The sequence below is a fragment of the Prolixibacteraceae bacterium genome (assembly GCA_019720755.1).
Taxonomy (GTDB): Bacteria; Bacteroidota; Bacteroidia; order Bacteroidales; family Prolixibacteraceae; genus Halosquirtibacter; species Halosquirtibacter laminarini.
This window is the reverse complement of sequence record CP081303.1, coordinates 2,839,539-2,865,654: the sequence shown is the minus strand read 5'-3', so window position 1 is coordinate 2,865,654 and position 26,116 is coordinate 2,839,539. Positions and strand designations below refer to the sequence as shown.

The window sequence follows — 26,116 nt, the reverse complement described above, 5'->3', positions numbered from 1 at the left end:
TATTAAAGTTTACTAGACTCCGCTTTTTATGATAATAGTAAAAGAGGACTTCTCAGTGAGAGAAATCAACACCTTTGGTATTGATGCAAAAACAAAATTCTTTCTCTCATTTGATGAATTAGATGATGTGGAAGAGGTCAACACTCTATTAAAAGAACAATATTCTGACCTCCCTTTTTTTGTTGTAGGAGGAGGAAGTAATTTATTGTTTACCGATGATTTTAAAGGATTGATTTTGCACCCCTCGATACAGCATATTCGTGTTGTAGAGAAAGATTTACAACATGTATATGTTGAAGCAGGTGCAGGAGTTGATTGGGATGAATTTGTTGGTTATTGTGTACAGCATGGATGGGGAGGTGTTGAGAATTTATCTTTAATACCTGGAGTTGTTGGAGCTGCACCAGTTCAAAATATAGGTGCATATGGAGTCGAAGCTAAGGACTCCATAGAGTCAGTGACTCTATGGAATCTTGAGACTGAAAGTATACAAACATTATCTAACGAATCGTGTCACTTTGGTTATCGTGACTCTATATTCAAAAATGATCTTAAATCGAAGATAATAGTATTAAGTGTTCGTTTTAAACTCACACTTCAAGACCATCTTTTAAAGTTAAATTATGGTGCGTTAAAAGAGCTTCATTTAGGTGTTTCTATTCAAGAAATTAGGCAGAAAGTAATAGATATTAGAGAGAGTAAATTACCTGATCCTAAAGATATAGGGAATGGTGGAAGTTTCTTTAAAAATCCTATTGTAGCTTTAGAGTTCGCACATAAGCTTCAAGCAAATTTTCCAGATCTAGTAACTTATGACTTACCTAATAATACTGTGAAACTTGCAGCAGGTTGGTTAATTGAGTATTGTGGATGGAAAGGTTATCGTGATGGAGCGGTAGGAGTTCATGAGAAACAGTCTCTTGTATTGGTTAATTTTGGTAATGCCAGGGGCAGTGAGATTGTCTCTTTGGCAAAAAAGATAATTCGAGATGTTTACGACTCGTTTGGGGTAACTCTTGAACCAGAAGTAATATACGTTTAATAATAAAGGCAGAGTATTTTCTCTGCCTTTATTATCTAAAAAAAATTCCAACTAATGATGTATTTGTATTTTGGATCCAAATCGAAGTTGGGATCTTGTTCTTTCCAATTGCCGAACCTATGAACTTCATTACATCCCATTTCAAAGTGAGACATTGCAATTCCCATATCTATCATATTTAGATCAATATGTACAATTGAGGACTCTAAAGGTTGTATCTTTTTCATAAAGAAGTGAGCACAATTGTCTTTAAGAATTATTCTCCAAGGCTGAGAATTATCAACAGAAGGTGCCCATCGAACCATTTCAAGAGGTATATATAAGTCGTGAGCTTGAATATCTGTAATTGGTGTATCCATATTATTCTTGAAGAAGAGAGAATCAAAAGGTTTTCTAGTTTTTGATCTCACTAATGAGCAAAGTGCTCTTTCAAGAAGTGATTTGGAATGTGTTTTTCCAATTGGGATAATTGCAGGAATAAATTTCGAATCTGATATATTCAAGGCCTCTTTAAATTCTGAACGATTGAAAGAACCTCCCATCCAGCATGTTCCAAGATCCAACTGTATAAATTGAATAATTTTCTTTTGAATAATATATCCATAATCGATCATTCCTTTAGAACTTCTTTCATCTAAGATTCCAACTATACAGTTCCTTATTCCTTTAACAAGACCATAAGTCCCCATATTTCTATTTTGTTTGATATACTCTTGTCTATCGATGAACTTAATAGAAATTGGCGTTTTAAACGGACCAATATTGTCTTTATGAACTATTTGGTGCACATCGTGACAAAGTTTCCCCAACATAGGAGTATTTTCAAAGGTCCTAGTTGATCTTCTTTGTTTAATAAGTTCTAAAAGGCTTCCCATTTCTGATATTCAAAATATTTCGTGTTCTATAATTAATTGAGGGGCTAAATTTCTTAAAAAAAAGGTTATAACAAAAATTTATTTCAAAATACTCAATTTAATATATTTCCTACAGCTTACAGAATATCGTAAAAAGGTGTAGTTGATTACGATAAAAAACTTTAGATGGTGTATTTTGTTATATTATGAAATTGTTTTCGCAATAAAAATAATTTGATGAGATGATTATTTATGACTTTTTTTTCTTTTGTGAAAAGTGGTTGCAGTCTAACTATTTGATTAATTTTGTGTTCAAAAGTAATTTATTATGATTCATTCAATGACAGGCTATGGTAAAGCCGAAAAAGAGATTAGGGCTAGGAAGATAACCATTGAAATAAAGTCTTTAAATAGTAAACAAATGGATATTAATGCTCGAATTCCAAGTCTTTATAAGGCAAAAGATATCGAGGTTCGTAAGTTAATTTCTGAAAAATTAGTTCGTGGGAAAGTTGAATTCAACCTTTTTTATGAAAATCTAGGAGAGGAATCTTCTACTCATATCAATGGGCCTGTACTGAAGAGTTATTATAAGCAGTTAACTCAACTATCTGAGGAGATGGAAGTGCCATTAGATGCGAGTGTAATCAACTCGATTATTCAACTTCCTGATGCTTTAAAAACAGAATACCAGGAGTTAAATGATGCGGAATGGAAAGAGATTGTAAAACTTATTCATGTCGCTTTAGAAGAGATTATCTTATTCCGTCAACAAGAAGGCGTGGCTCTTGATAAAGATATAAGAGAGAACTTATCGTTGATTGAGAATCTTCTTCCTGAAGTAGAAAAATTTGAAACAGAGAGAGTTCAGACTGTTCGTTCTCGTTTAATGGATCACATTGAAGAGCTAACTAAAGTCGATAAATTTGATAGTAATCGTTTCGAGCAGGAGATGATCTATTATATAGAGAAATTTGATATTAACGAAGAGAAGGTGCGACTGATAAACCATTGTGAATACTTTACTAAAACTTTAAAGGTTTCTGGTGCTATTGGCAAGAAGTTAGGTTTTATTTCTCAGGAAATGGGTCGTGAAATAAACACTTTAGGTTCCAAAGCAAATCATGCTGAAATACAGAAGCAAGTGATTATGATGAAGGATTCTTTAGAGAAGATTAAGGAACAAGTATTGAATGTGCTTTAATAATAAATAATCGTGTTGATGAAGAAAGGAAAATTATTTATTTTTTCTGCCCCGTCAGGGTCAGGTAAGACTACAATTGTTAGACATTTATTATCAAAGAAGAGCTCATTAGAATTTTCTGTTTCTGCTACTAGTCGTTCTCCACGACATACAGAAGAAGATGGTGCAGATTATTATTTCCTCTCTACTGATACTTTTAGACAAAAAATTGACGAAGGTGCTTTCTTGGAGTGGGAAGAGGTTTATGAAGGAACTTTCTATGGTACTTTACTTGAAGAAGTAGAGAGAATAAGGGAGAAAGGTAATCATGTTCTCTTTGATGTGGATGTCGTTGGCGGGGTGAATATTAAGAATTATTATGGTGATTCTGCATTATCCATCTTTGTAAAACCTCCTAGTGTCGAGGAATTAGAAAACCGATTACATGCAAGGTCTACAGATTCTAAAGAGGTAATACAAAAGAGAATTGAAAAGGCCGAATATGAGCTTTCTTTTGAAACCAAATTTGATTACGTTCTTATAAACGATCAGATTGACAAGGCTTTTGAAGAAGCGGAAAGTGTGGTCGATAAATTTATAAATAAAAGTAATTAATGCATATAGTTCTTTTTTCAGGAAGTTTTAGTCCATTTCATAATGGACATTTTTCTTTGGTTAAGGAGCTTATAGAGAGAAAAGAGGTGGATCAGGTATGGATATCTGTTACACCTCTTAATCCACACAAAAGCTCTTCCGACTTATGGCCTTTAGACTTTCGTAAACTTTTAGTAAGAGAGGTTTATCGAGATTGTCCGAATGTATTTATTACAGAGATAGAGGAGACTCTTTCTTTTCCATTATACACCTACAACACACTTAAGGCACTACAAGAATCATATACTGAGAACACCTTTTCTCTTCTTGTAGGAGGGGATAATTTTCATAACTTTAATACTTGGTATAATGCAGAGAACCTTCTTCGAGAGTTTACTCTATATATTTTCCCAAGAGAGACTGATATTCAGGGTTCAACAACGTTCATGAAAAATAAAGGAATACATTGGTTAAATGTTTCTACCATTGATATCTCTTCGACAATAATTAGAAAAAAGATAGAGAACGGTGAACAAATAAAGGATTTGGTACCTTCTTGTATTGAACAAAAAATTGTATCTTATATTAAAATATAGTTTTTGCCTGTAATTGTTTCTAAACCTTATAACGCAATGATTCGACACTTCTTACTTGTTTTTATCTTATGTTCGGTATTAATCCCCTGGTCTGTTTATTCTCAGAAAACGGAGAAGAGGCCTAAAGTTGGACTCGTTCTTAGCGGTGGTGGAGCCAAAGGTTTTGCTGAAATAGGTGTACTAAAGGTTTTAGAAGAGAATGATATTCCGATAGATTATATTGCAGGAACTAGTATTGGTGCAATCATTGGTGGTGCCTATGCAATGGGATATAATGCTACTGCACTTGATAGTATCGTACGTACTGCCGATTGGTTAAGCTTAATGAATGATCACGTGAATAGAGAGCATTTCCCAATCTTTGTTAAAGAGGAGGATTCACGTTATTACTTCTCTATACCTATCTCTAAAAAGGGGCTAGAACTACCCAAAGGGATTCTCGATGGACAAAATGTATTAAAGTTTTTCTCTGACCTATGTTTTAAATATGAGGGAGATATTGATTTTGACCAGTTGCCTATTCCTTTTAGATGTGTTGCCTCTGATATTTTAACTGGAGAAGAAGTTGTGATCTCTCATGGGAATCTAAAGAATGCCATTCGTGCAAGTATGGCTATTCCAGGGGTATTTACACCTGTTGATTGGAATGATCATATGCTACTTGATGGGTTGATGGTTAATAATTTCCCTGTAGATGTTTGTCGAGACATGGGGGCAGATGTAATTATTGGTGTGGATATACAGGCTCGTTTATTAAAAAGGGACGAGATTAAGAGTGTATATTCAATCCTTGATAATGCTACAACATGGATGGCCAAGGACACTTATGAATTAAATAAGAATGATTGTGATCTATATTTACGTCCTCCTATCGAAGAGTATGCAGCCATGGATTTCCAACCAGAGCTTGTTGATTCTTTAATACGTATAGGTGAGGATTATGCTAGAAAGATATTACCAAAATTAATTCAGTTTAGAGATTCGTTAGGTCTAAGAGCAGAGAGAAAGAATTTGTCAAAGGTTCTTCCTCGTGGAAAGGATCGCTATTTTATTTCCGGTATTGAGGTCAATGGTGCTGACAAAGTGAACAAACGGGAAGTTTTAGGACGTCTTCAGATTGATGCTGGTGTCGTTTCAAATCTAAATCAAATTCATCGTGGAGTCGATCAAATTTATGGTACGGGATATTATAACCAGGTGACTTATGAGTTGAAAGAAGATGGTTATGGTGGATATATCCTTTCTATAAATGTAGATGAGGCAGATAATGCTTGGCTCAATGTCGGTGCTCACTACAATACAGAGAACAATGCAGGACTGTTAATTAATACGACTGTTTTCGGTAGGTCTACATTTGGTTCGCGTCTATCTTCAGATTTAATTTTATCTCATAGATCTTCATTCAGTTTAAAATATAATATGGATAGAGGACACCATATTGGCCTAGGTTCTAATTTTATGGTAAAAGATGAACGTCTTCCTTTATATGATAGTTATGGAAGAGTCAATGGGGAAATAGATTATATGTATATCACATTTAATGTGGATGCACACTCCATTATTTACGATAGAATGTTGATCGGTTTTGGAGTTGGACAAGATTGGTATAATGTGTCTAATGTTGTAAGTTCGTCGTTGACTGATGACGATGTCTCCGATGAAACCTTTTCAAAAATGTTTGTCTATTTAAAGTATGACTCAAAAGATAGGGCATATTTTGCAAATAATGGTTGGGAAGTCAATGGTAATTTAATGACTTTGGTGAAGGATGTATTTTCAGATAACTCTTTTGCTGATCATTTAATTCTTCAGTTTAATGTAAAGAAATACATCTCATTTTCTGAATACTTTACTTGGATTCCTTATGTCAACTCACGCTTTGTTACTTGGGATGAAATGCCTTGCTATTTAATGACAGCAATAGGTGGAGATACTAGTACTTCGTTACTGTCCAATCAAATTCCGTTCAATGGTTTACGTAATATGCAGATATTGACTAAAAATGGCTTGATCTTTGGCTCTGATTTTAGATTTAAAATATTTAAAGACAACTATATTACTGCATTAATAAATGTTGCATTAAATGTGGAATCGTTTACGAATTCTATGGTTTCTACAGTGGCTAGTGAGGTGGAATATCCACTTTACGGTGCTAGCCTGAAATATTCCTATGATAGCCCCATTGGGCCTGTAGAGCTAAGTGTCGGCTCTTCTAGTCAAAGTAGTCGTGTCAATGCTTTCTTTTCAATTGGCTATTGGTTTTAAAAAAGCAACCTGTTGTAATGCTATGTTAAATAGTTTTTACTTAACTTTAGCAAGGATTGTACAACTATCTATAAATAGCAAATTATTAAATTTAAGAATATAAGATGAGCTTTTTATTCGGATTAAAATATAAATTGGGAATGATCCCAAAGAGCGAGAAGATTACCACTGAATGGAGCAATCTTCTAGAAAAAAAGTACTCTTTAGATTCGTTAGCAAATCATGAGTTGGTTCAAGAGTATCTTAAACTTAAAAATCAATTTGGTGATCTTACTAAACAGAGAGAAAATAAAGAGTGTAAAGATCTACAAAAAGAGATTGAAAAGCTTGAAAAGAAAAGTAAGATAAAAAAGTTTCTCACACTAAACACGGTGAATATTGACAACCAGCCTTTTGAAGTAGTTCACTATATGGAGTTAAAAGCTACTTTAACCCATCTATTGAAAAAGGATAATGAAGAAGATTCAGAGGAGCTAACAACATACCGTAGACTATCAGAAAATGATTTAGTCCTTAAATATGAATCATTGTCGGTAGATGAGTCATTAAATTTCTTCAATTCACACAATCTTTTTATTGATGAAACTTTTGCTTCGCAAAAACATCTTCAAGACAAATGGTCTTTGTCTCCAGATTTTAGTGAAGTGTCTGGTGGAAGTTACTCTCAACTAGATGATTTCCAAGCATACGATGAGAGTGCAGTAGTTTCAGATGGATCCAACTGTATAATCTCTTTGTTGTCGAAAACGGTGGAAGGAAAGGTGTGGTCGTCATCGATGGGCTTTATCCCTCGTAAGTTTCCTTTTGTATCTGGTTTTATGTTGAGTAAATCCTCTATTAAATCGGCTACGTGGTCTTTTGAAGTCGCTGCTAGATTTCAACCACAAAGAGATCTTGTAAATACGATGTTACTAAGAGATAAGGTCGGTGGACAGATTATTGATATCTTTAGAACAGGTAATAAAACCGTTGGATTTGGAATGAATGACAGTAACTCACCTGCTTCGCTATCATCTATTGATTTTACAAAAACGCATGTTTATAAGGTCGAGATAGAATCGAAAAGTATTGTTTGGTATCTTAACAATATTGAGGTTGCTCGTACTTCTGGAAACTTCGGTAAATCTGAATGGGAGATTGCAGCTTTAGTTAGTGCAAAAAGTGAGTCTGTAAAACCTTCTCAAATGAAGATAGAATGGATTCGTGCATTTGAGACTATCTAAGCACTTATTTTAAGAAGATAATATTATAGGGTTGTCAATTGCAAATGACAACCCTATATTTTTTATTCCTCTGTACCTTTTAACCAATCGAGGAATTATTAAAGGTTTATATATATCTACAAAAAGAGGCTCTCTTCATTATAAGAAAGCCTCTTTTTGATTAATCTTTTGTTACTTTTTGCGTTAGTGAATGGAATCCTTCACCAAGAATCTCACTAGCATTCATTATGGTAATAAATGCGTCGGGATCTACACGTTGTATATGTTCTTCTAGAATAGGAACCTCTCTTCTTGAAATGACGGTGAAAATAATCTTTTTCTCTTCGTCGCTATACATCCCTTTTCCGTGTAATAAGGTTCCACCTCTTTCTAGGTCAACGAGAATGTGATTTTTAATCTGATCGTATTCTTTCGAGACTATAATAAGAGCTTTATTGTAATCAACCCCTTCCATGGTAACATCAATGGCTTTACCTGTAATGTAGATTACTAGCCAACTATAAAGAGGAATTTTCCAATCTTCAAAAGCAACCAATGCAATTAAAACGATCATCGAGTCAACCAAGATCATCAGTTTCCCTAATGACCATCCACTATATTTTTGGATTATCATCGCGATAATATCGGAACCTCCAGACGTTGCCTTCGCTTTGAATATAAGCCCTAGTCCAACCCCTATGAGTACTCCACCAAAGATGCAGGATAATAGAACATCATTCACAAGTGGAGCTTCACCGTCTACACGTAACCAAGTTACTCCATCGATTAGAATAGAGCATATTGCAAATCCTAAAATCGTTTTTACTCCGAATCTTGGACCTAAAATCCAAATTCCTGCAATTGTTAAAGGAATATTTAAGATCAATCCTGTTGCTCCAACAGGAAGCCCTTCTGGAAATGCATCAAAGAATCCTTTTGTTATATGGTGAACTACAATAGCAATACCATATACTCCACCTGGGGCTATCTTATGCGGTGTAATGAAAAAATCATAGGCGATAGCCATTAAAAAGCATCCAAGGACAATGAGTCCATAATCTATAAACCACTGTTTAGAGAAAATACGTTGTTTTGGGATAAAACTCATATTCGTTGATTTAAATTGGTTAAAAATGGTACGTTTTTCGCAAATATAGAAAAGTAAATTAGAGGCAAACCAAATATTATTCATAATTGATCACATATTTTAAAATTTCATCATATCAACCTATTCATTGCTATTATTGCAATGAATCCTTTGTTCAGTTATGTTAGTTATTCGTTTACAGATGCTTGATTGGCTTTTTGTATGACTTATAAGTATTATCGATGTGCCTATAAATTATATCGAATAGGATTCTTTGGCTCAAGGCCTTCTTCTACCCTATATTTGTCTTAGTAACAAACGAAAAAGTCAATCATTAAAAAATTATATATTATGCAAGTATTAGTAGGTAAAAAAGCACCACAGTTTAGCGCAGCAGCAGTAGTAGATGGAAATCAGATAGTTGAAGGGTATTCGTTGGACCAATTTGTCGGAAAAAAAGAAGTGGTGTTCTTCTTTTATCCTTTAGATTTTACATTTGTTTGTCCTACTGAGCTTATTGCATTTCAAAACAAACTTGCAGAGTTCGAGAAACGTGGAGTAGCAGTTGTTGGATGTTCTATTGATTCAGAATTTTCTCATTTCGCATGGTTGCAAACAGAAAAAAATAAAGGAGGTATCCAAGGGGTTACATATCCTATTGTAGCTGATGTCTCTAAATCTATTGCTAAAAATTACGGCGTTCTTGCTGGGGAAGAGGTGATCGACGATGTTACAGGTCAAGTATCTTTTAATGGTGCTGCAGTAGCTTACAGAGGTCTTTTTCTAATCGATAAAGCAGGAGTTGTACGTCACCAAGTTATTAACGACCTTCCTCTAGGACGTAGTGTAGATGAGGCTTTGCGTATGGTTGATGCACTTCAACATTTTGAGAAGTATGGTGAAGTATGTCCAGCAAACTGGAAAGAGGGAGATGATGCAATGCAAGCAACTCAAGAGGGTGTAGCTGAGTATTTATCTAAGTAATTTTGATTTGATGTAGAACATTATTTTGTCTACATTGTTTTGATAATTGAAATGTGGTAACTTAAAAATAACTTGTTATGAAGATTAATAGATATGAAGATATTTCTCAAATAGAGAGAGAAGCAAAAAAAGATTATATCGATCGTCACTCTGCTTTTGTACATGTTGATGGCCCTGCTAAAAAGGGGGAAAAATATAAAGTGAAAGTGAAGGTTGGTGAAGAGTATCTTCATCCTGATGATTTTGATCACTATATCTCTTGGGTACAACTATGGGATGGTGAAAGAATGTTAGCGAAAGCTGAATTTATGGCTGGTGCACTAGGAAGTGCTGCAGGTCAAACAGAAATTGATTTCTATGTAGTTCCTACTAAATCAACTATGAAGTTAATGGCTCATGCATACTGCACTAAGCACGGTCTTTGGGAGAGTGATGAGGTTGTTGTTGAGGTTGTTGACTAATATCATTCTTTTTAAGGAAGAGTCCTATATCCAGTTTTAGGTATAGGACTTTTTTTATTTTTAGACTAGTTGTGAAATGTGTATATAGAAGATAAAAAGGTGTAAATCTTTTATTTCTTGAGCTATTTATACTTTCTTTGTCCTATTGTTTTAAATCATTAAAGAGAAATACTATGAGTATTGCAAAAGATAAAAAGGTTACTCTAATCTATGATCTACGTATTGATTCATTTGATTCAGAGATTTACGAGTCTGCAACATTAGAGAACCCTCTTCAATTCATCTATGGTACAAATCAGATGCTTCCTGCATTTGAGAAAGCGATTGATGGACTTACTGAAGGTGCAGAGTTCAAAATCAACTTGTCTCAAGAAGATGCTTATGGAGAAGTTAACGAAGAAGCTGTCATCAATCTTCCTAAATCTGTTTTTGTAACAGAAGGTAAATTTGACGAGGAGCGTATTAAAGTTGGAGAAATGATTCCAATGATGACTTCTGATGGTCGTCGCATGACAGGTGTAGTTCTTGAAGTACAAGATGAAGAGGTGAAAATGGATTTCAACCATCCTCTAGCTGGAGAAGAGCTTTTCTTCGTAGGTAAAATAGTTTCTGTTGAGGAGCCTACTGTCGAAGAACTTGAAGCTGTTTACAATCCTGGTGGTGGATGTGGATGTGGTTCATCTTCTGAAGGCTGTGGGTCAGGCTGTGGAGATAATGAAGGTGGCTGTGGATCAGGCTGTGGATGCTAATTCATAAATCATTATAATCTCACTCAAAAGGGATAAGTTTTCATGACTTATCCCTTTTTCTTTGTCTTGATGATTGACTCTTTGGGCTTTGTCTTAATTTGTAACACACTGATAAGTCAAATGGTATTAATATTTTGTTGCCAGTTGTGGTTTTGAGATAAATTTATTTGTTGTGATCTTGTATCTCTGTTTTATATCTTTTAAAATATTACATAGATGGGTACAAAAAAGGGTAGCCATTTATTGGCCACCCTTATCAAATACAATTTAGGTTTTTGTTTTTTGGAATCAATATCCTATGAATTATTTAGTAATAAACTGCTCTTCTAGTTTTTTACGTGATAAGAATATTCTACTTTTTACAGTTCCCATTGGAAGCCCTAAAATATCACATATTTCTGTGTACTTGTACCCTTTCTGAAAAAGTATAAATGGAGTCTTGATATTTTCTGGCAATTTATCGATTGCTCTATGAATCTCATTAATCTCCTGTTGTGCATCAGGTGCTACAAAAACACGATTACTAGCAATCGAAAGAAGATATTCATTGGTGTTACTCTCAAGACTCGTTTTATTTCTTTGCTTTTTTCTATAATCATTAATGAATGTATTTTTCATTATTGTATAGACCCAAGCTTTAAAATTAGTATCCTCTCGAAATTTGTTCTGATAATTTAATGCTTTAAGAAATGTCTCCTGTACCAAATCAGATGCCGCATCTTGGTTTGTTGTAAGACTCAGCGCATAGAAATAAAGTCTCTCTTCTAAACTGACCAATGATTTTTGAAACTGAAGTTTTGTCATAATCTCGAGGTTTTGGGTTAATATCTTATGTTTTTCACTTATATAAATATATGAAAAATAAATAAGGATAAAAAGGTCTTTTGTGTAATTTAACAATTGTAGGTAATAATTTAATGTTAATCAATCATAATATATTAAAGATTGTTAGATGCAAGGCTGAAAATATTTGTATTTATTCCATTTGTGCCTTATTTAATAACTCTGTATCTCAATTGATTAAATATTTTTAAGGTGTTCTTTTAGTCTACTATAGTTGTTATTATTGATGGTCAACTTTTACATGCATAGTAAACTCTATTTTTCATTTGTATCGTACATAAAAAACTTTTTAGGAGTATATTGGTGATAGTATTATCCTTTTGTTTAAGTTTTATATTACGCTATAGTTCATATTTTCAGGGTTTTGTGATGTTGTGTTGGTGTTACATAAAAAGTAGTGTAATTAATATGTAAAGGATAAATAATTATATTGGACCTTTATTGGTCTCTTTTTGTAAAGTGGTTGGTTCTCACTATTTTTGCAGCGATAATAAGCTTATAATATGACAGATCATAATTTAGATACCATACTTGCCATCTCTTATCTTGGCAATATCCACCATTATTTTTATCGAATGAAACATGGAAATACGATTTATGATGATACCGAGAGGTATCAAAAGCAGACATTTAGAAATCGATGTCAGATTCTAAGTGCCAATGGAGTACAGAGTCTTACAATCCCTGTCGTTGCCAAGAATAAAACAATCATTAGAGATGTGAAGATTTCTTATGGTATTGATTGGCAAAAGCAACATTGGGGTGCTCTGTTATCTTCTTATAATCACTCTCCATATTTTGAATATTATAGAGACTATTTTGAACCATTTTATACCAATCACTATGAGTATCTTTGGGACTTTAATATGGAGTTGGAATCGGTGGTATTAGACCTATTAGATGTTTCGGTTGTACATCTATTGAAAAACCAAATTGATCCAGTACTTGCAGTAGAAGATAAGCGACTATTCATTACACCCAAAAAGCCACTAGATGATCCCCATTTTATTTCAAAGCCTTATAGGCAAATGATTTTTGCTAAAGAGGGGTTTGTCCCAAATTTGTCGATTGTAGATCTACTATTTAACCAAGGTACAGAATCTTATCTTTATCTTTAGGACATATAAAAAGAGGATATTTCATATGAAATATCCTCTTTTTATTAAAAATATGTAATGGATTGATTATCGCATATCAATCACATCTACTTCTGGATATTTAGAAGTATCAAACTTAAAGTATGTATCTTCAAATGTTTTATTTGTCACCATCTTCTCAATAGAGATTGTGTAAACATTTCCGTCCATCGCATAAGTGATCGCTTTCTTTAGTCTATTATCAGAGGTGATATATACAATAATTTTCTCAAAATTATCCTGCTCTTCAGGAACTAATTGAATTTCATACTCTTTTAAATTCCCTTTGTTCACAGTATTGAGAAGGGTAACTTTCATTCCCTCTTCGTACATGTTAAACATTTTAGAAGGATCTACCGAACCCTCTTCTCCTGCTCCGACATTGGTAATATTAACTTCGTTGGTACTTGGCATAAAAGAGTAGCTAGTCTTTCCATCAGAATAGATCTGAATCCCAAGCATGTCAAGTCTGTATTTTTCATTTTTGATAACCAATTTACCAGAATTTGTATCACTAATCTCTGCCTCTTTATTCTCTAAAGTAAAATCAAAAGTTGTTTCTATGGATGGATATGATTTTAGCGTCTTGGTAAAATTATCAATAATACTCTTACCATCTGTCTGTGCAAAAAGGGAAGATGATGTTAAAAGTATTGAAAGAATTATAAATGCTTTTTTCATGTCTTATATAATATAAATATCGTGCCACAATATAGTTAACATTTAGAGAGATTGCAATAACATTTCAAGGTTTGTTTCGTCCGGAATAAGTACTTTGCGAGCTTTAGAACCTTCATTAGGTCCTACGACTCCAGAATACTCTAACTGATCCATAATCCTTCCTGCACGATTATATCCAATAGAGAACTTACGTTGAATGGCCGAAGTCGAACCAACTTGATTCATTACCATTAAACGGGCTGCTTCCTCAAAAAGTTCATCTCTATTTTCTAAGTCTGCATCGTCACTCATTTGAGACGATTCATCTTTATATTCTGGAAGAAGGAATGCAGTTGGATAGCTACGTTGTTGTCCGATAAATTCAACCAACTCTTCTACCTCAGGAGTGTCAATAAATGCACATTGAACTCGGGTCATCTCACTACCTGTTTGAATTAGCATATCTCCTTTACCAATCAATTGGTTTGCTCCAGGAGAATCAAGAATTGTTCGACTATCAATCATGGAAGCCACTTTAAATGCAACACGTGCTGGGAAGTTTGCCTTAATAGGGCCAGTGATAATATTCGCCGATGGTCTTTGTGTGGCAATGATCATATGGATACCTACTGCACGAGCTAATTGTGCAATACGTGCAATTGGGGATTCAATCTCTTTCCCTGCAGTCATGATAAGATCTGCAAATTCATCTACAATCACGACAATATAAGGGAGGAATTGATGTCCTTTTTCTGGGTTCAACTTTCTCTCAATAAACTTCTTATTGTACTCTTTTATATTTCTGGCATGTGCATTTTTCAAAAGATCGTAACGATTGTCCATCTCAATACATACTGAATTCAAGGTGTTTTTTACCTTTTGGACATCCGTAATAATTGGCTCCTCTTCATCCTCCATCTTCGCAAGGAAATGGTTCTCAATCACTGAATAAAGACTCAATTCGACTTTTTTAGGATCGACAAAAACAAATTTCAATTGAGATGGATGTTTTTTATAAAGAAGTGATGTAATCATCGCATTAAGTCCAACGGATTTACCTTGACCAGTAGCTCCTGCAACAAGAATGTGAGGCATCTTTACCAGATCCACCATGTAGACCTCATTTGAAATTGTTTTCCCAAATGCTATTGGCAGCTCATAATCAGATTCAGAGAATTTCTTCGATCCAATAATCTCCCTCATTGAGACTATCTTTGCTTTTTGGTTCGGAACCTCAATACCAATTGTCCCTTTTCCAGGAATGGGAGCTATAATTCTAATTCCCAATGCGGCAAGGCTAAGGGCAATATCATTTTCGAGATTTTTGATCTTATTTATACGAACCCCTGGAGCAGGAATGATTTCATATAGCGTAATGGTTGGACCTGTCGTTGCTTTTATACTACGTATCTCGATATTGTAGTTACGTAGTGTCTCTACAATCCTCTCCTTATTCTCTTGTAGCTCTTCGTTTGTAACGATGTTCGACTGCGTATCAAATTGACGAAGAAGATCTAATCCAGGGAATTTATACGAAGAGAGTTCCAATGTAGGATCGTAATCCTCTAGTTCATCGCGTTCGAGTGTCTGAACCTGTTCTTCGTGAACCACCTCTGCTACCTCTAAATTTAATTTTGGTTGAACCACCTCGCCTGGTGAAGGAGTTGGCGAGACAAGATCATTTGCACTACTTATATCAGGAATGGATATTTCTGACTCTCTTAGGCTTGATTCAATTGGAATAGGCTCGTTTTGGCTGACAGGAAAGGAGTGCTCTTGCTCTTTGATCATTTCTTGAGTGACCTCTTCCTTCTCTACAAAATTGTTTTCTGTATTATCATGCTCTTCTGCCAATGTTGCTTCATTATTGGAAACCACATTTGCTAGATCGGTTTTAATCTTCTTCTTAAAGCTAAGAGATTTAAAGAAATCAATCACCTTCTTATTCCCAAAGGATACAAAATCTATTGATTTCTCCATAAATCCTTTTAAATGATCCGGGAACTTCTCAAACTCATAGATCATATAGATAATTGCGGATAGGGTAAGAATCAAAAATGTTCCTAATTTACCTACAGCAGTATTTAGCCATTGGCTATAGTATAATCCATATGCTCCTCCTGGAAAGAAGTTTGAGTTCTCGTAGAAGGAGACAAAAAGGTAACCGAGTGTTACACTTGTCCACATCATGACAACGAATAGCTTAATGGTACGAATAAGAAAACGTTTCTTTCCTCCAAGAGCTAAAAAACCTAGTAAAACAAAAAAGTAAACAAAACCAAACGAAGCTATTCCAAGGTATCTATTAATTAGGAAGTCCCCTAGATAGATCCCCGATTTCCCTCCAATATTGTGAATTGAATTGGTTGGATCTGATAAAATATTTTGGACTGTAACATGTAGTGCACTTTGATCTGATTTTCCAAGTATAAAGAACAGAACTAAAGAGATTAAAAGATAAAGTGCAAATGCAAAACAGAGAAGTGCTAAGATTAGCTTTACTCTACCTCCAGGTTTTAGGTTCTTAAGTCTAGAAAATATATTACCTATTTTATTACTTTTTTTATTCGTCATTCCTTATTCAAAAAATATGATGAAAAATGTTATTCGTTATTACAAATTTAATCTTTTGTATGGTACTAGTTTTATAGTTAAAGAAGAATTTCTCTTAAAAAGTGACCTATCTGTCTATTTATGTGAAACAATTCGGAAATAATATGACTTTTATTCGTTAGAACAATGTTCTTTAGCAGTAGTCAAGTCATTGGTTAATAGATGCTAAATGCTTTATTTTAGTTCTATTAATTGTTACCAATGATTCCTTAAATATTTGTAATTATGACAAAACTTGCAGTGATAGCCCTTGGTGGTAACGCTCTTTTGCGTTCAAACCAAGAGGGGAATATGGATCAGCAGAATAAAAATACAATGGATACTCTAGAAAATATTGTATTTTTATTAAAACAGAATTATAACCTAATCATCACGCACGGCAATGGGCCACAAGTTGGAAATATCCTTCTTAGAAACGAAGCAGGTACGAAGGAGTATGGCATTCCATCGATGCCTTTAGATGTGTGTGTTGCTGATTCCCAAGGAGGAATTGGATATACCATTGAACGAAATCTTCGTAATATGTTGAAAAAATATCATATTCAACGCGAAGTCATAACGATGTCGTCAATGGTAGAGGTAGACCCTGATGATCCAGCATTTACAAATTGGACCAAACGAGTAGGACCAACATACAATCAAGAGCAAAAAGATGATCTTGAGTCGAAGAACGGATGGCAATTCAAATCTTCGTCTAAGAAAGAGGGATCTTATAGAAGAGTTGTTCCATCTCCGACTCCTATCTCAGTAATGAATTCCGATTGGATTAAAGAGCTTTGTGATAGAGGAGTTATTGTTATTGCCAGTGGTGGGGGAGGTATTCCTGTTTACTATGATCAAATAAACAATCTAGTACCTGTAGAAGGTGTGATTGATAAAGACATGGCATCTTCTGTTCTTGCAGCTAGTGTTCATGCCGATGAATTCTATATCTTAACTGATGTTCCATATTTATATTCAAGTTATGGTACAGAGAACCAAAAGGTTCTGGAGTTTCTTGATTATAACGATGCCGTAGAATATGGCCATCAAGGAGCTTTTGGTGAAGGTACTATGCAACCGAAAGTAAATGCTTGTCTTGATTTTGTGAAAAATGGTGGTGAGAAAGCCATTATTACCGAAGCAACGAAATTGCAAGACAAGAGCTATGGAACTAAAATCACGCTTCACTATGAAGAAGCAAATCAAGCATAAAACCGATAAACTTTAATATTATGGCATTTAATCTAAAAAACAGAAGCTTCTTAACTCTCCTTGACTACTCTCCAAAGGAGATTAAATATCTGCTCGATTTAGCTGCAGATCTTAAGCGTGCCAAAATTGGTGGATATGAGCAGCCTACCATGAAAGGTAAAAATATTGCACTAATCTTTGAAAAGTCCTCTACTCGTACACGCTGTGCTTTCGAAGTTGCTGCATATGATCAAGGAGCTCAAGTTACCTATTTAGGCCCTTCTGGATCTCAAATTGGTGTCAAAGAGTCGATGAAAGACACTGCTCGTGTTTTAGGCCGTATGTATGATGGTATTGAGTATCGTGGCTATGGACAACAAATTGTAAATGAGCTTGCTGAGTTTGCAGGTGTGCCTGTTTGGAACGGTCTTACCAATGAGTTTCACCCAACACAAATATTGGCTGACTTCTTAACTATGATGGAGCATACCTCTAAAGACCTTAAGGATGTTAAGTTTGCATATCTTGGAGATGCTCGTAACAACATGGGCAACTCTCTAATGGTTGGGGCTGCAAAACTAGGTATGGACTTTAGAGCCGCAGCTCCAGTTCAATGTCAGCCTAAGCAGAAGTTACAAGATCGCTGTCAAGAGATTGCTTCGAAAACAGGGGCTAAAATTACCATTACAGATTCGGTAGCTGAAGCAGTGAAAGATTGTGATTTTATCTATACTGATGTATGGGTTTCTATGGGTGAGCCTGATGAAGTATGGGCAGAAAGAATTGAACTATTGAAACCTTATCAGGTAAACAAAGAGGTGATGGTGATGACAGGAAACGAGGATGTTAAGTTCTTACATTGTCTGCCTTCGTTCCATAACAACGAGACACAAGTAGGTCAAGATATTAATAAAAAGTTTGGTCTTACAGCAATGGAAGTTACTGATGAAGTGTTTGAAAGTGATGCTTCTATCGTGTTCGACGAAGCAGAAAATCGTATGCATACCATCAAGGCAGTGATGGTTGCAACGTTAGGTTTGTAATAAGTCCTAGGATTTCCATCTTCTTTTTGGATGGAAATCCTTTTTTTTTAGTGCTTATTACTACGATCCATTTCACGTTTGGCATCTTTCAGCCTTAGTGTCTCTCTCTTGTCGTAAGTCTTCTTACCTTTTGCCAAACCAATCTCCATCTTCGCAAAACCTCTATCATTAATAAAAAGGCGTAGTGGGATAATAGTCAATCCTGTCTCTTTAATTTTCCTTTCCCATTTGCGTATCTCTTTCTTTTGCAGAAGGAGTTTTCGTTCTCTCTTCGCGATATGGTTATAGTGGGTTCCATAATCATATTCGGAAATAGAAAGATTACGAACATATAGTTCTGATCTCTCAAAATAACAAAATGAGTCTGATAAGTTTGCTTTCCCGAGACGGATAGATTTGATCTCTGTTCCTACCAAACTTATTCCGGCAACCATTCGTTCGATGATTTCATAATCGAATGTGGCACGTTTATTTTTTATATTTACAGTCTTCTGAATTTTCATGATCTAAAAAGAAATGTTAATCGCTTTTATCTCTTCCCTATTTTAATACAATGATCCTTAAAAGGAGTGAGGTTCCAAGATAAAAGCACAAATATAGTAAAACCGTTGCAATAGTAAGTCGAATCGCGTTTTCTCTTGTATGCTCTTTTTTAGCACTTATTAAGTGATAGAGTACATAAATACCATAAGGTGCAAAAATCCACAATATATATAACCAAGGAATGATCGTGGTGATGATTAATACGATCCATACTGGTAAATACGCGTATAAACTATGTGAAAAAATATCTTTTTGTGGAAGATTGCTATGGGTTACCCCCTTCGCTTTATAGGTTGTCCAAGAACCGAGCCATAGGGTTGTGTATAATATAATAGGCTTGGTAATAATGAGATATAGGCTGTTGGTTCGAACAGGAGTATCTAATATTATGTGAAAAAAATGTTCTATTAAAATTGTCAATACATATCCTATTATCATAATGCCTAACAGTATTTGGCTATTACGATATTGGATACATGGTTCAACTTTAGCAATCTTTTTCTTATCTACACTAAGAATATTCTGAACGATGTGGAGTGTGGTGGTGATCTGTTTTCTTGTCATTTATTGTGGTTTTCTCTTCTTGTATTAAAAATAGTGATATTTTTGTAATTCAATTACAATCGATGCTTTAATATTTAGAAAACATGTACAAGGATAGATATGATATGATTACAGTTCTAGGGGCTACTGCTACTGGAAAAACGTCCCTAGGTACTCTAGTTGCTCATAAACTTAATGGAGAGGTGATCTCTGCAGATTCTCGTCAAGTTTACCGAGGGATGGATATTGGAACTGGGAAAGATTTAGAAGATTATACCGTGGATGGGGTCGAGGTTCCATATCATTTGATTGATATCCTTGATGCTGGAGAGCAATATAATGTTTTTGAATATCAGAAAGATTTTAAGAGTGTCTATGAGAATATGAGGTCAAACAATATCTTTCCTGTCCTTTGTGGTGGTTCTGGTATGTATATTGAGGCAGTCTTGAAAGGATATCAATTGGCTCAAGTGCCAGTGAATCAAGAATTACGTGACTCTTTACAGGAGATGTCTCTTCAAGAATTAACTGATAGGTTGTCTGCTCTTAAACGTGTTCATAACAATAGCGATATCGAAAATAAGAAGAGAGTAATCCGTGCCATCGAAATAGAAGAGTATACGGTTGAGCACCCCGACTTAGACCTCTCTTTCCCTAAGATCAACAGTCTTATTGTGGGAATAGATTTTTCACGAGAGGAGAGAAGAGAACGCATTACCCAGCGTCTGCATCAACGCCTTGAAGAAGGAATGATCGAAGAGGTGAAAGGTTTGATAGATAGTGGCGTCGCCCCTGAATCGTTGATCTATTACGGTTTAGAGTATAAGTTTATTACAGAATATCTCATTGGTAAAATAACCAGACAACGTCTCGTAGATGGACTTAATGTTGCAATTCATCAGTTTGCTAAACGTCAAATGACATGGTATCGTAGAATGGAAAAGAATGGTTTCGAGATCCATTGGATTGATGGACATTTGCCTTTAGAGCAAAAATGTGATCGTGTTTTATCTTTCTTAAAATAGAATGGAATCTGCTGAAAGTGTTGCTCTTTAAAAGTAGCTCACATTACGATAGTTGTTTTCTTCACTGAAAGACTTTGTAGGAATAAATATGTTACAAGGTCTTTTTTTTATATCTATGAGTCCCCCACGAGAACCCCTTTTATGGAATTATAGGATTATGCGTATTTTGGGACTTTTTAGTCTACAAAACTGAATCTGAATCTTAGTAACAATAACACTTTCTAATAAAGTCATTTTCGCAATAAAAAGATCACACAATTTACATTTAAGCATGTTTATGACCATCGAAATGTTTAGTTCGGAATAGTATTTTACTATTCGAACAAAATTCACCCATAATGATCTAGCTACTGCCCACATTTGATGTTTTATCAATCCTCTATAGACAGTGTTTTTTCCATTACAATGAAAACCTAATTGAAAAATACTCGCTTCTACATTATTCCTTATTTGAAGCTTTTCTATTGGGGTTTCTTTTATTCTTTGCCTTAAAAGACTTTTCTCAACCTCAGTCAATTTAAAATAGCGAAACTTGCCTTCTTCTAAATATATTTTATATCTATCTAACTCATCTTTTCCTTTGTATTTTGTATAATCAACATACCGTTGATGCTTATTATCAAACACTTTTAGAACTTGTGCCTCTAAACTAAACCGAAATCGTCCTTCTTTACCTTGTATGGCATGTAGATATAGGTGTTGGTTGTTTTCTGCACAATATTCTTGATTTTCCTCACTATTATAAGCCCCATCTGCATGAATGTTTATTACATTATATCCCAATACTTCTTGTGTCCTCTCTATTGATCCCTTAAAATGAGCAGTGTCCGAATGAGATACTTTTTCTACTTGTATAGAAGTAATGATATTAGGAAGTCCATTGTCTCCAACTACTTCTGTCAAATTAGCTGAATACCCTTTGCATTTATCACCTGCTTTATTTCTATAATCACAGTCCGTATCAAACGGAGTTTGCATGTTCTTTGCAGATAAATCTTCTCCTTTTATTGGAGTGGTAACTCCCTGATCATCTTTGAAAAACTGCTCTTTAAATAGACGTAATAGATTATCGTAATAACTATTGGCAGGTCCAGTATATTCATTAAGAATATTTGAAATGAGTATCCCAAGATCCACGATCTTTTGTTTAATTGAATCTGTTGAATTGCGATAAACAACCTTATCTCCATCTGTTGAGACCACATCTGAAATATGAGGTTTAAGATCATCAGAGAAATTAAAATTATTGCAACCTTTTGTCAGAAACAAGGACAATGTCTCATGTATTAGACTATATCGAGAAAGCCATTTTATGTTGCTATTCAGCAGTTTGCTATCCATTCTTATAGTATCACTCTTAATGCCAAGTATTTCTATATGAGAAGAAGTGATTTGTGTAAAAACATCTTCAAATAAATCAGATTCATTCTTCTCATTATATTCTTTTACTTGTTGTCTAAACTTATAATAAGTAGATTGTGCAGGAATAGAATCAGAAGCATGTAAAAGTCCTAACGCTGATCGGTAAAGTAGATTGAATTGACAGTTTTCAAACAACATTTCATCACTTATACCAGCACCTTCTTTCAAAATCATCATACCAACAAGAATACGAATAGGATAGTTGGGACATCCATTATCTTGACAATAGATCGGCGCAAAAATATCCTCACTTATCTGATAAACAACGAGCTTTCTAAATTGATTGTGCCAATGATTGTCATCATGATAGATATTTGATGCACGAGATGGTAATCCTTCAATTATTGAGGGACTATCAAACATATCTAGTTGTTTGTTGGCAGGACTACGTTTAAACATTTTGGATTATTATTGTTCTTAATACCATAAATATAACACTTTAATTAACAATATATTATATTAGGCGTAAGGTTTTCGGAGTGGACTCATATCTATAGTTTGTTTGTATTCCACATTGTGTAATAATATTCAACCATAATATCTATGGGTTCTGAACTTTTAGCTTGACAACTTCTTTCAACAGGTATCCGATGACTTTTTAAGAGGTAAATTCCTCCCATTTTGAACCTCTCTTCTCTATACATTGATCCCTATTTCCGTTACCCTTTGGTTAGGGTTTGGTTAGGGTTTGGTTACCCTTTTAGTAACCAAACCCTAACCAAAGAGTAACGGAAGAGTAGTCGAACCCACTATGTGTCCCTTTTTTTTAGAATTGTTGAGACCCTATATTGGATTGGTTTTCTCTCGATTTACTTCCTTAAAAAATTACTTTTTGAGTATTTATATTTAACCTCTTTTTTCTGTTGTAGTCCCACTTTATAGAATAAATCAAAATATGTGATCCTTCTTCTATTTGTATGAAAGAAAAAAGAAAAGGTTACTCATTAAAATGAGTAACCTTACAGCAAACCGTCACCCTCATGAGGCTTATCCCCCGAAAATCCTACATGAAGTTGCGTGCGATTTATTATTATATCGTATAATATACTTTATATTTTTCTAAAATAGTGTAAATCTAGTGTTAAAATTAGATTTTAATTTAAAAATGATTTTGATTTATAAGTATCGAAATAATCTCAAATATTACAGAAAGGATGATATTTATTTTTATAAAACCTTATTGCAGAAATAGTAAACCCATATATATCGGTACTTGTGAGTGTTTTTCCGCCTTTTATTAGATGTTGTTTTTTTTTGTAATGTGTTCACGGTAAATGCTTTAGATAACTCTGTTGGGATAATAATAAGATATGCAATGTCTACTTAAAAGTAAAATGCTTGATTCTTTTTTGACTGTAAAAAGGTAATGAAGAAGCATTCATAATTGATTAAAAGAATTTATTATGATAGAACTCATAAAATCAAACAATGGGACATAACTAGATCATAAAATAGTCGATGATAGGGTATTATAATGATTATAAAGAGAAGGATGAAATTTGAAGATGACAAAAATGAATACGAAATGGCTATTGGTTGAATATGATATTATGTTTTATCCTAGTGGATCCCTTTGGTTATTACGTTTGTCTTTAGAGAACTATTTAAGCTATCTGGAGTAGAAACTATGTATATGTTTTGAGAATAAAAGGTCTTCAATCCTGTAGCGATATAAAATAACTTTACTATTTCATGATACATGTATTGAGTCCTATTGCCATTGGCTTGGATAAGAGTTCCTTAAATTACTACTGAACTGAACAAATCCAATGTATAGGTCGTATACATTGAATTTGATGTTATTGCGACCAACGTCGTGTTTTCTTAATGTTTACAAAATATAGAATCATAGGTTCATTGTCTTCATGTCCGTGTTCTTTTTTATTGGCCCTTACAGTGGTCTTATTTTGAGTCATTTACTTCTCATCTTTAAAATTGATTGATGTATGTGTTCCATCACATAAAGGTTTAATATTCGATGCACCACAGCGACATAATGCATAATGATCTTCTGTGACAAGTACTGTATCCGTGGCTTGATCATCGATTAATTTAACTCCTCCTTGAATATAATAGGGGCCATTCTTCTGTATGATTATTTTTTGTTGTTCAAACCAATTTTTTATCTCTTTATTATCGATGGTTGCAGTTAAAGCACCTGTAGGACATTTCTTAACTATTTCAACTACATCCTCAGTTCGTTCTGCATTATCTGGTTTGATCCATGGTTTTTCATGGGTAAATACTCCAATAAGGTTACATGTGCCATGGTGGCAACATAGGGCTCTTTTATCGTGTACAGTTACTTTACTCCCTTTGTATTCTTGAGGTTTTTTATGCAATGCTTTGTTTGGTTTGCGTTCCCCTGAAAAACGAATGGTGGCGTGCATTCCGTCACAAAATGGTTTATTATTAGATGCACCACATCGACATAAAGAGAATACTCTTGGTGTAGGAAGTTTATTCCCATCTTGTGTAAATAACTCTGCATCTACAGCCATTAATGGACTATATTTTGATAGAATGATTTGAGATTGTTTCTTTTTCATGGTATATCTATTTTAGTTATAAGACATCATCAAAAGTATTGTCGGTATCAAAAACATGTTTCGCAAAGGGGCATAATGGATAAATTTTAACACTTTCTTCTCTTGCAAAAACCACTGCACCTTCAACCATTATATTTCCTAGTCCTTGATTGATATATTCCGTTGAGACTTCAGTGTGATCGATAATAAACATTTTATCCCCTGCCCAAGTGTAAGTCATTAAAGCAATCCTTTTATCATCCTTTTCAATATCAAAAAGCCCATTCTTCTTATTCATTTTCTTGAATTACTTTCATAAGAATTTTTTTTAGTTGAAATCGTATAATGCACCCAGTTGTAATCAAATGCCTATCTTTTGATGTTCCTTTCTATTCTTCGATCAGGAACAATCCAAATTAGTGTAATCACTAGATATAATATCATTGAAACTATTGGAAAAAAGAAGCTACTTAGAATGGCCAAAAGAATGATTACAATGGTTATTTTACCCTTATTGTCATTGCCGATGTATCGAGAAATAAATGACCTTTTCCCTTCACTCTTTATGATTGTGATTATAAGAATGCGATATGCTATTGCAGCCATTAGTAGTACTATACCATAAAAAAGAGTGGGGATCTTAGCAAAAAGATTGTGTCCAACCCAACCTGTTACAAAAGGGAATAAGGATAACCAAAACAGGAGATGCAGGTTTGCCCATAGGATCTTTCCATTTACTTTGCGAACCGCATGCAAAAGGTGATGATGGTTGTTCCAATAGATCCCTAAAATGATAAAACTGATAGCAAAAGCAAAGAGTGTGGGCAGTAGGGGGACAAGTTCTTCTATTGAAGAGGTGTGTGGTGCTTCCATCTCAAGGACCATAATAGTAATAATAATCGCAATTACGGCATCGCTAAACGCCTCTAGTCTAGATGTCTTCATGGTAACTTTATTCTTGTTTCTTACAAAAACAAGCTGATCGAGGGTAAGTTCATAAAATATTGAACTACTCTCCTTATCGTTATAAATAGATACTTTTATTCTCTATTTGAGTTGCGATTATTTGTGATAGGTTATGATACAGAACCAATGAAATTGATAAAAGATATTTGTAATGTATAACATCATAGGGGAGGGAGGAAAGAGGAGATAAACAATCATAATATAACGATGTTTATGTGTGATCTACACAATTGCTTTTTTTGTTGTAGCAAATGGGTTTATTGTAAATATGTAATCCTATAAATTTGATTCAGAGGGTTGGGGGATTATTTATGTTGAGAGAGTGTAGGTAAATTTCAAAATTTCGAATATCATGTTGATAAGCTAAAGTTTGCAGGGTCTTTTAGAGGCTTCTTGCTCACATTAAAGATGAGTAATCGTTGTCTATTTGGATGAAAATTGAAACGATATAGTATAATTCGGTGCTTATCTACTTGCTATTTTACTTGTATGCCTATGGCCTGATATGTTATAGTGGAGAATTCTACTAGTATAAAAAAAGAAAAAACCTGCTTATGATCTAATGATGATAAACAGGTTTTTGAAATTAAGATTTTATGAGAAG

24 protein-coding genes are annotated in these 26,116 nt (G+C 34.3%); 13 read left to right on the top strand and 11 right to left on the bottom strand.

Going from position 1 to position 26,116, the window contains the following annotated elements; all coding sequences use genetic code 11:
* Positions 1 to 28: 28 nt before the first annotated feature.
* Entirely contained in the window at positions 29 to 1,042 is a 1,014-nt protein-coding gene (gene murB / locus K4L44_11215; protein ID QZE13159.1) for a UDP-N-acetylmuramate dehydrogenase, read from the top strand.
* A 35-nt stretch (positions 1,043 to 1,077) separates the two neighbouring features.
* On the opposite strand, the gene K4L44_11210 is transcribed toward murB, so the two are convergent.
* On the bottom strand, positions 1,078 to 1,917 hold the full coding sequence (locus K4L44_11210; GenBank protein ID QZE13158.1) for a hypothetical protein: 840 nt from the start codon (positions 1,915 to 1,917) through the stop codon (positions 1,078 to 1,080).
* A gap of 307 nt (positions 1,918 to 2,224) precedes the next feature.
* On the opposite strand from K4L44_11210, the gene K4L44_11205 reads away from it, so the two are divergent.
* The 5 genes from K4L44_11205 (at position 2,225) to K4L44_11185 (ending at position 7,757) form a co-directional block, all read left to right on the top strand.
* Positions 2,225 to 3,100, top strand: a complete 876-nt coding sequence (locus K4L44_11205; GenBank protein ID QZE13157.1) for a YicC family protein — start codon at positions 2,225 to 2,227, stop codon at positions 3,098 to 3,100.
* Positions 3,101 to 3,118: 18 nt separating this feature from the next.
* A complete protein-coding gene (gene gmk, locus K4L44_11200; GenBank protein ID QZE13156.1) occupies positions 3,119 to 3,694 on the top strand; it encodes a guanylate kinase in 576 nt (191 codons plus the stop codon).
* Positions 3,694 to 4,269, top strand: a complete 576-nt coding sequence (gene nadD, locus K4L44_11195; protein QZE13155.1) for a nicotinate (nicotinamide) nucleotide adenylyltransferase — start codon at positions 3,694 to 3,696, stop codon at positions 4,267 to 4,269. Before gmk ends, nadD begins: the two co-directional genes overlap by 1 nt.
* Before the next feature lie 36 nt (positions 4,270 to 4,305).
* Positions 4,306 to 6,534, top strand: coding sequence for a patatin-like phospholipase family protein (locus K4L44_11190; GenBank protein QZE13154.1), 2,229 nt, complete (start codon positions 4,306 to 4,308; stop codon positions 6,532 to 6,534).
* Positions 6,535 to 6,638: 104 nt separating this feature from the next.
* Positions 6,639 to 7,757: a hypothetical protein gene (locus K4L44_11185; protein ID QZE13153.1), complete on the top strand. Its 1,119-nt coding sequence runs from the start codon at positions 6,639 to 6,641 to the stop codon at positions 7,755 to 7,757.
* A 160-nt stretch (positions 7,758 to 7,917) separates the two neighbouring features.
* Here K4L44_11185 and K4L44_11180 read toward each other — a convergent pair whose 3' ends face one another.
* The gene (locus tag K4L44_11180) at positions 7,918 to 8,928 is read right to left on the bottom strand and encodes a YitT family protein (protein ID QZE13152.1); all 1,011 of its coding nucleotides are present in this window, start codon (positions 8,926 to 8,928) and stop codon (positions 7,918 to 7,920) included.
* A 246-nt stretch (positions 8,929 to 9,174) separates the two neighbouring features.
* Here K4L44_11180 and K4L44_11175 point away from each other — a divergent pair, with 246 nt between their 5' ends.
* From K4L44_11175 to K4L44_11165, 3 genes are all read left to right on the top strand, one after another.
* Positions 9,175 to 9,807 (top strand): peroxiredoxin, encoded by a 633-nt coding sequence (locus tag K4L44_11175; GenBank protein ID QZE13151.1) that lies wholly within the window; start codon positions 9,175 to 9,177, stop codon positions 9,805 to 9,807.
* A gap of 77 nt (positions 9,808 to 9,884) precedes the next feature.
* The gene (locus K4L44_11170; GenBank protein ID QZE13150.1) at positions 9,885 to 10,268 is read left to right on the top strand and encodes a hypothetical protein; all 384 of its coding nucleotides are present in this window, start codon (positions 9,885 to 9,887) and stop codon (positions 10,266 to 10,268) included.
* A 173-nt stretch (positions 10,269 to 10,441) separates the two neighbouring features.
* Positions 10,442 to 11,017 (top strand): FKBP-type peptidyl-prolyl cis-trans isomerase, encoded by a 576-nt coding sequence (locus K4L44_11165; protein ID QZE13149.1) that lies wholly within the window; start codon positions 10,442 to 10,444, stop codon positions 11,015 to 11,017.
* Between the two features lie 303 nt (positions 11,018 to 11,320).
* Here the strand turns inward: K4L44_11165 and K4L44_11160 are convergent, their stop codons facing one another.
* Complete coding sequence (locus K4L44_11160) at positions 11,321 to 11,821, bottom strand: sigma-70 family RNA polymerase sigma factor (protein QZE13148.1); 501 nt, start codon at positions 11,819 to 11,821, stop codon at positions 11,321 to 11,323.
* A 542-nt stretch (positions 11,822 to 12,363) separates the two neighbouring features.
* Between K4L44_11160 and K4L44_11155 the strand changes: the two genes are divergently transcribed.
* The gene (locus K4L44_11155; GenBank protein ID QZE13147.1) at positions 12,364 to 12,978 is read left to right on the top strand and encodes a WbqC family protein; all 615 of its coding nucleotides are present in this window, start codon (positions 12,364 to 12,366) and stop codon (positions 12,976 to 12,978) included.
* A 66-nt stretch (positions 12,979 to 13,044) separates the two neighbouring features.
* On the opposite strand, the gene K4L44_11150 is transcribed toward K4L44_11155, so the two are convergent.
* Both K4L44_11150 and K4L44_11145 read right to left on the bottom strand, forming a co-directional pair.
* A complete protein-coding gene (locus K4L44_11150; GenBank protein ID QZE13146.1) occupies positions 13,045 to 13,677 on the bottom strand; it encodes an outer membrane lipoprotein carrier protein LolA in 633 nt (210 codons plus the stop codon).
* A 42-nt stretch (positions 13,678 to 13,719) separates the two neighbouring features.
* The gene (locus K4L44_11145; protein QZE13145.1) at positions 13,720 to 16,230 is read right to left on the bottom strand and encodes a DNA translocase FtsK; all 2,511 of its coding nucleotides are present in this window, start codon (positions 16,228 to 16,230) and stop codon (positions 13,720 to 13,722) included.
* A 264-nt stretch (positions 16,231 to 16,494) separates the two neighbouring features.
* Here K4L44_11145 and K4L44_11140 point away from each other — a divergent pair, with 264 nt between their 5' ends.
* Both K4L44_11140 and argF read left to right on the top strand, forming a co-directional pair.
* Positions 16,495 to 17,463 carry a carbamate kinase gene (locus K4L44_11140; protein ID QZE13144.1) on the top strand — a complete coding sequence of 323 codons (969 nt, stop codon included), beginning with the start codon at positions 16,495 to 16,497 and terminating at the stop codon, positions 17,461 to 17,463.
* A gap of 20 nt (positions 17,464 to 17,483) precedes the next feature.
* Positions 17,484 to 18,485 carry an ornithine carbamoyltransferase gene (gene argF, locus K4L44_11135; GenBank protein ID QZE13143.1) on the top strand — a complete coding sequence of 334 codons (1,002 nt, stop codon included), beginning with the start codon at positions 17,484 to 17,486 and terminating at the stop codon, positions 18,483 to 18,485.
* A gap of 47 nt (positions 18,486 to 18,532) precedes the next feature.
* On the opposite strand, the gene smpB is transcribed toward argF, so the two are convergent.
* Both smpB and K4L44_11125 read right to left on the bottom strand, forming a co-directional pair.
* On the bottom strand, positions 18,533 to 18,988 hold the full coding sequence (gene smpB, locus K4L44_11130; protein ID QZE13142.1) for an SsrA-binding protein SmpB: 456 nt from the start codon (positions 18,986 to 18,988) through the stop codon (positions 18,533 to 18,535).
* Between the two features lie 37 nt (positions 18,989 to 19,025).
* The gene (locus K4L44_11125; GenBank protein ID QZE13141.1) at positions 19,026 to 19,592 is read right to left on the bottom strand and encodes a hypothetical protein; all 567 of its coding nucleotides are present in this window, start codon (positions 19,590 to 19,592) and stop codon (positions 19,026 to 19,028) included.
* Positions 19,593 to 19,675: 83 nt separating this feature from the next.
* Here K4L44_11125 and miaA point away from each other — a divergent pair, with 83 nt between their 5' ends.
* Entirely contained in the window at positions 19,676 to 20,596 is a 921-nt protein-coding gene (gene miaA / locus K4L44_11120) for a tRNA (adenosine(37)-N6)-dimethylallyltransferase MiaA (protein QZE13140.1), read from the top strand.
* Between the two features lie 147 nt (positions 20,597 to 20,743).
* On the opposite strand, the gene K4L44_11115 is transcribed toward miaA, so the two are convergent.
* The 4 genes from K4L44_11115 to K4L44_11100 form a co-directional block, all read right to left on the bottom strand.
* On the bottom strand, positions 20,744 to 22,417 hold the full coding sequence (locus tag K4L44_11115; GenBank protein QZE13139.1) for a transposase: 1,674 nt from the start codon (positions 22,415 to 22,417) through the stop codon (positions 20,744 to 20,746).
* Between the two features lie 1,517 nt (positions 22,418 to 23,934).
* Positions 23,935 to 24,567 (bottom strand): CDGSH iron-sulfur domain-containing protein, encoded by a 633-nt coding sequence (locus K4L44_11110; GenBank protein QZE13138.1) that lies wholly within the window; start codon positions 24,565 to 24,567, stop codon positions 23,935 to 23,937.
* Positions 24,568 to 24,583: 16 nt separating this feature from the next.
* Positions 24,584 to 24,844 (bottom strand): N-acetyltransferase, encoded by a 261-nt coding sequence (locus K4L44_11105; GenBank protein QZE13137.1) that lies wholly within the window; start codon positions 24,842 to 24,844, stop codon positions 24,584 to 24,586.
* A gap of 71 nt (positions 24,845 to 24,915) precedes the next feature.
* The gene (locus K4L44_11100; GenBank protein ID QZE13136.1) at positions 24,916 to 25,491 is read right to left on the bottom strand and encodes a TMEM175 family protein; all 576 of its coding nucleotides are present in this window, start codon (positions 25,489 to 25,491) and stop codon (positions 24,916 to 24,918) included.
* Positions 25,492 to 26,116 lie beyond the last annotated feature (625 nt).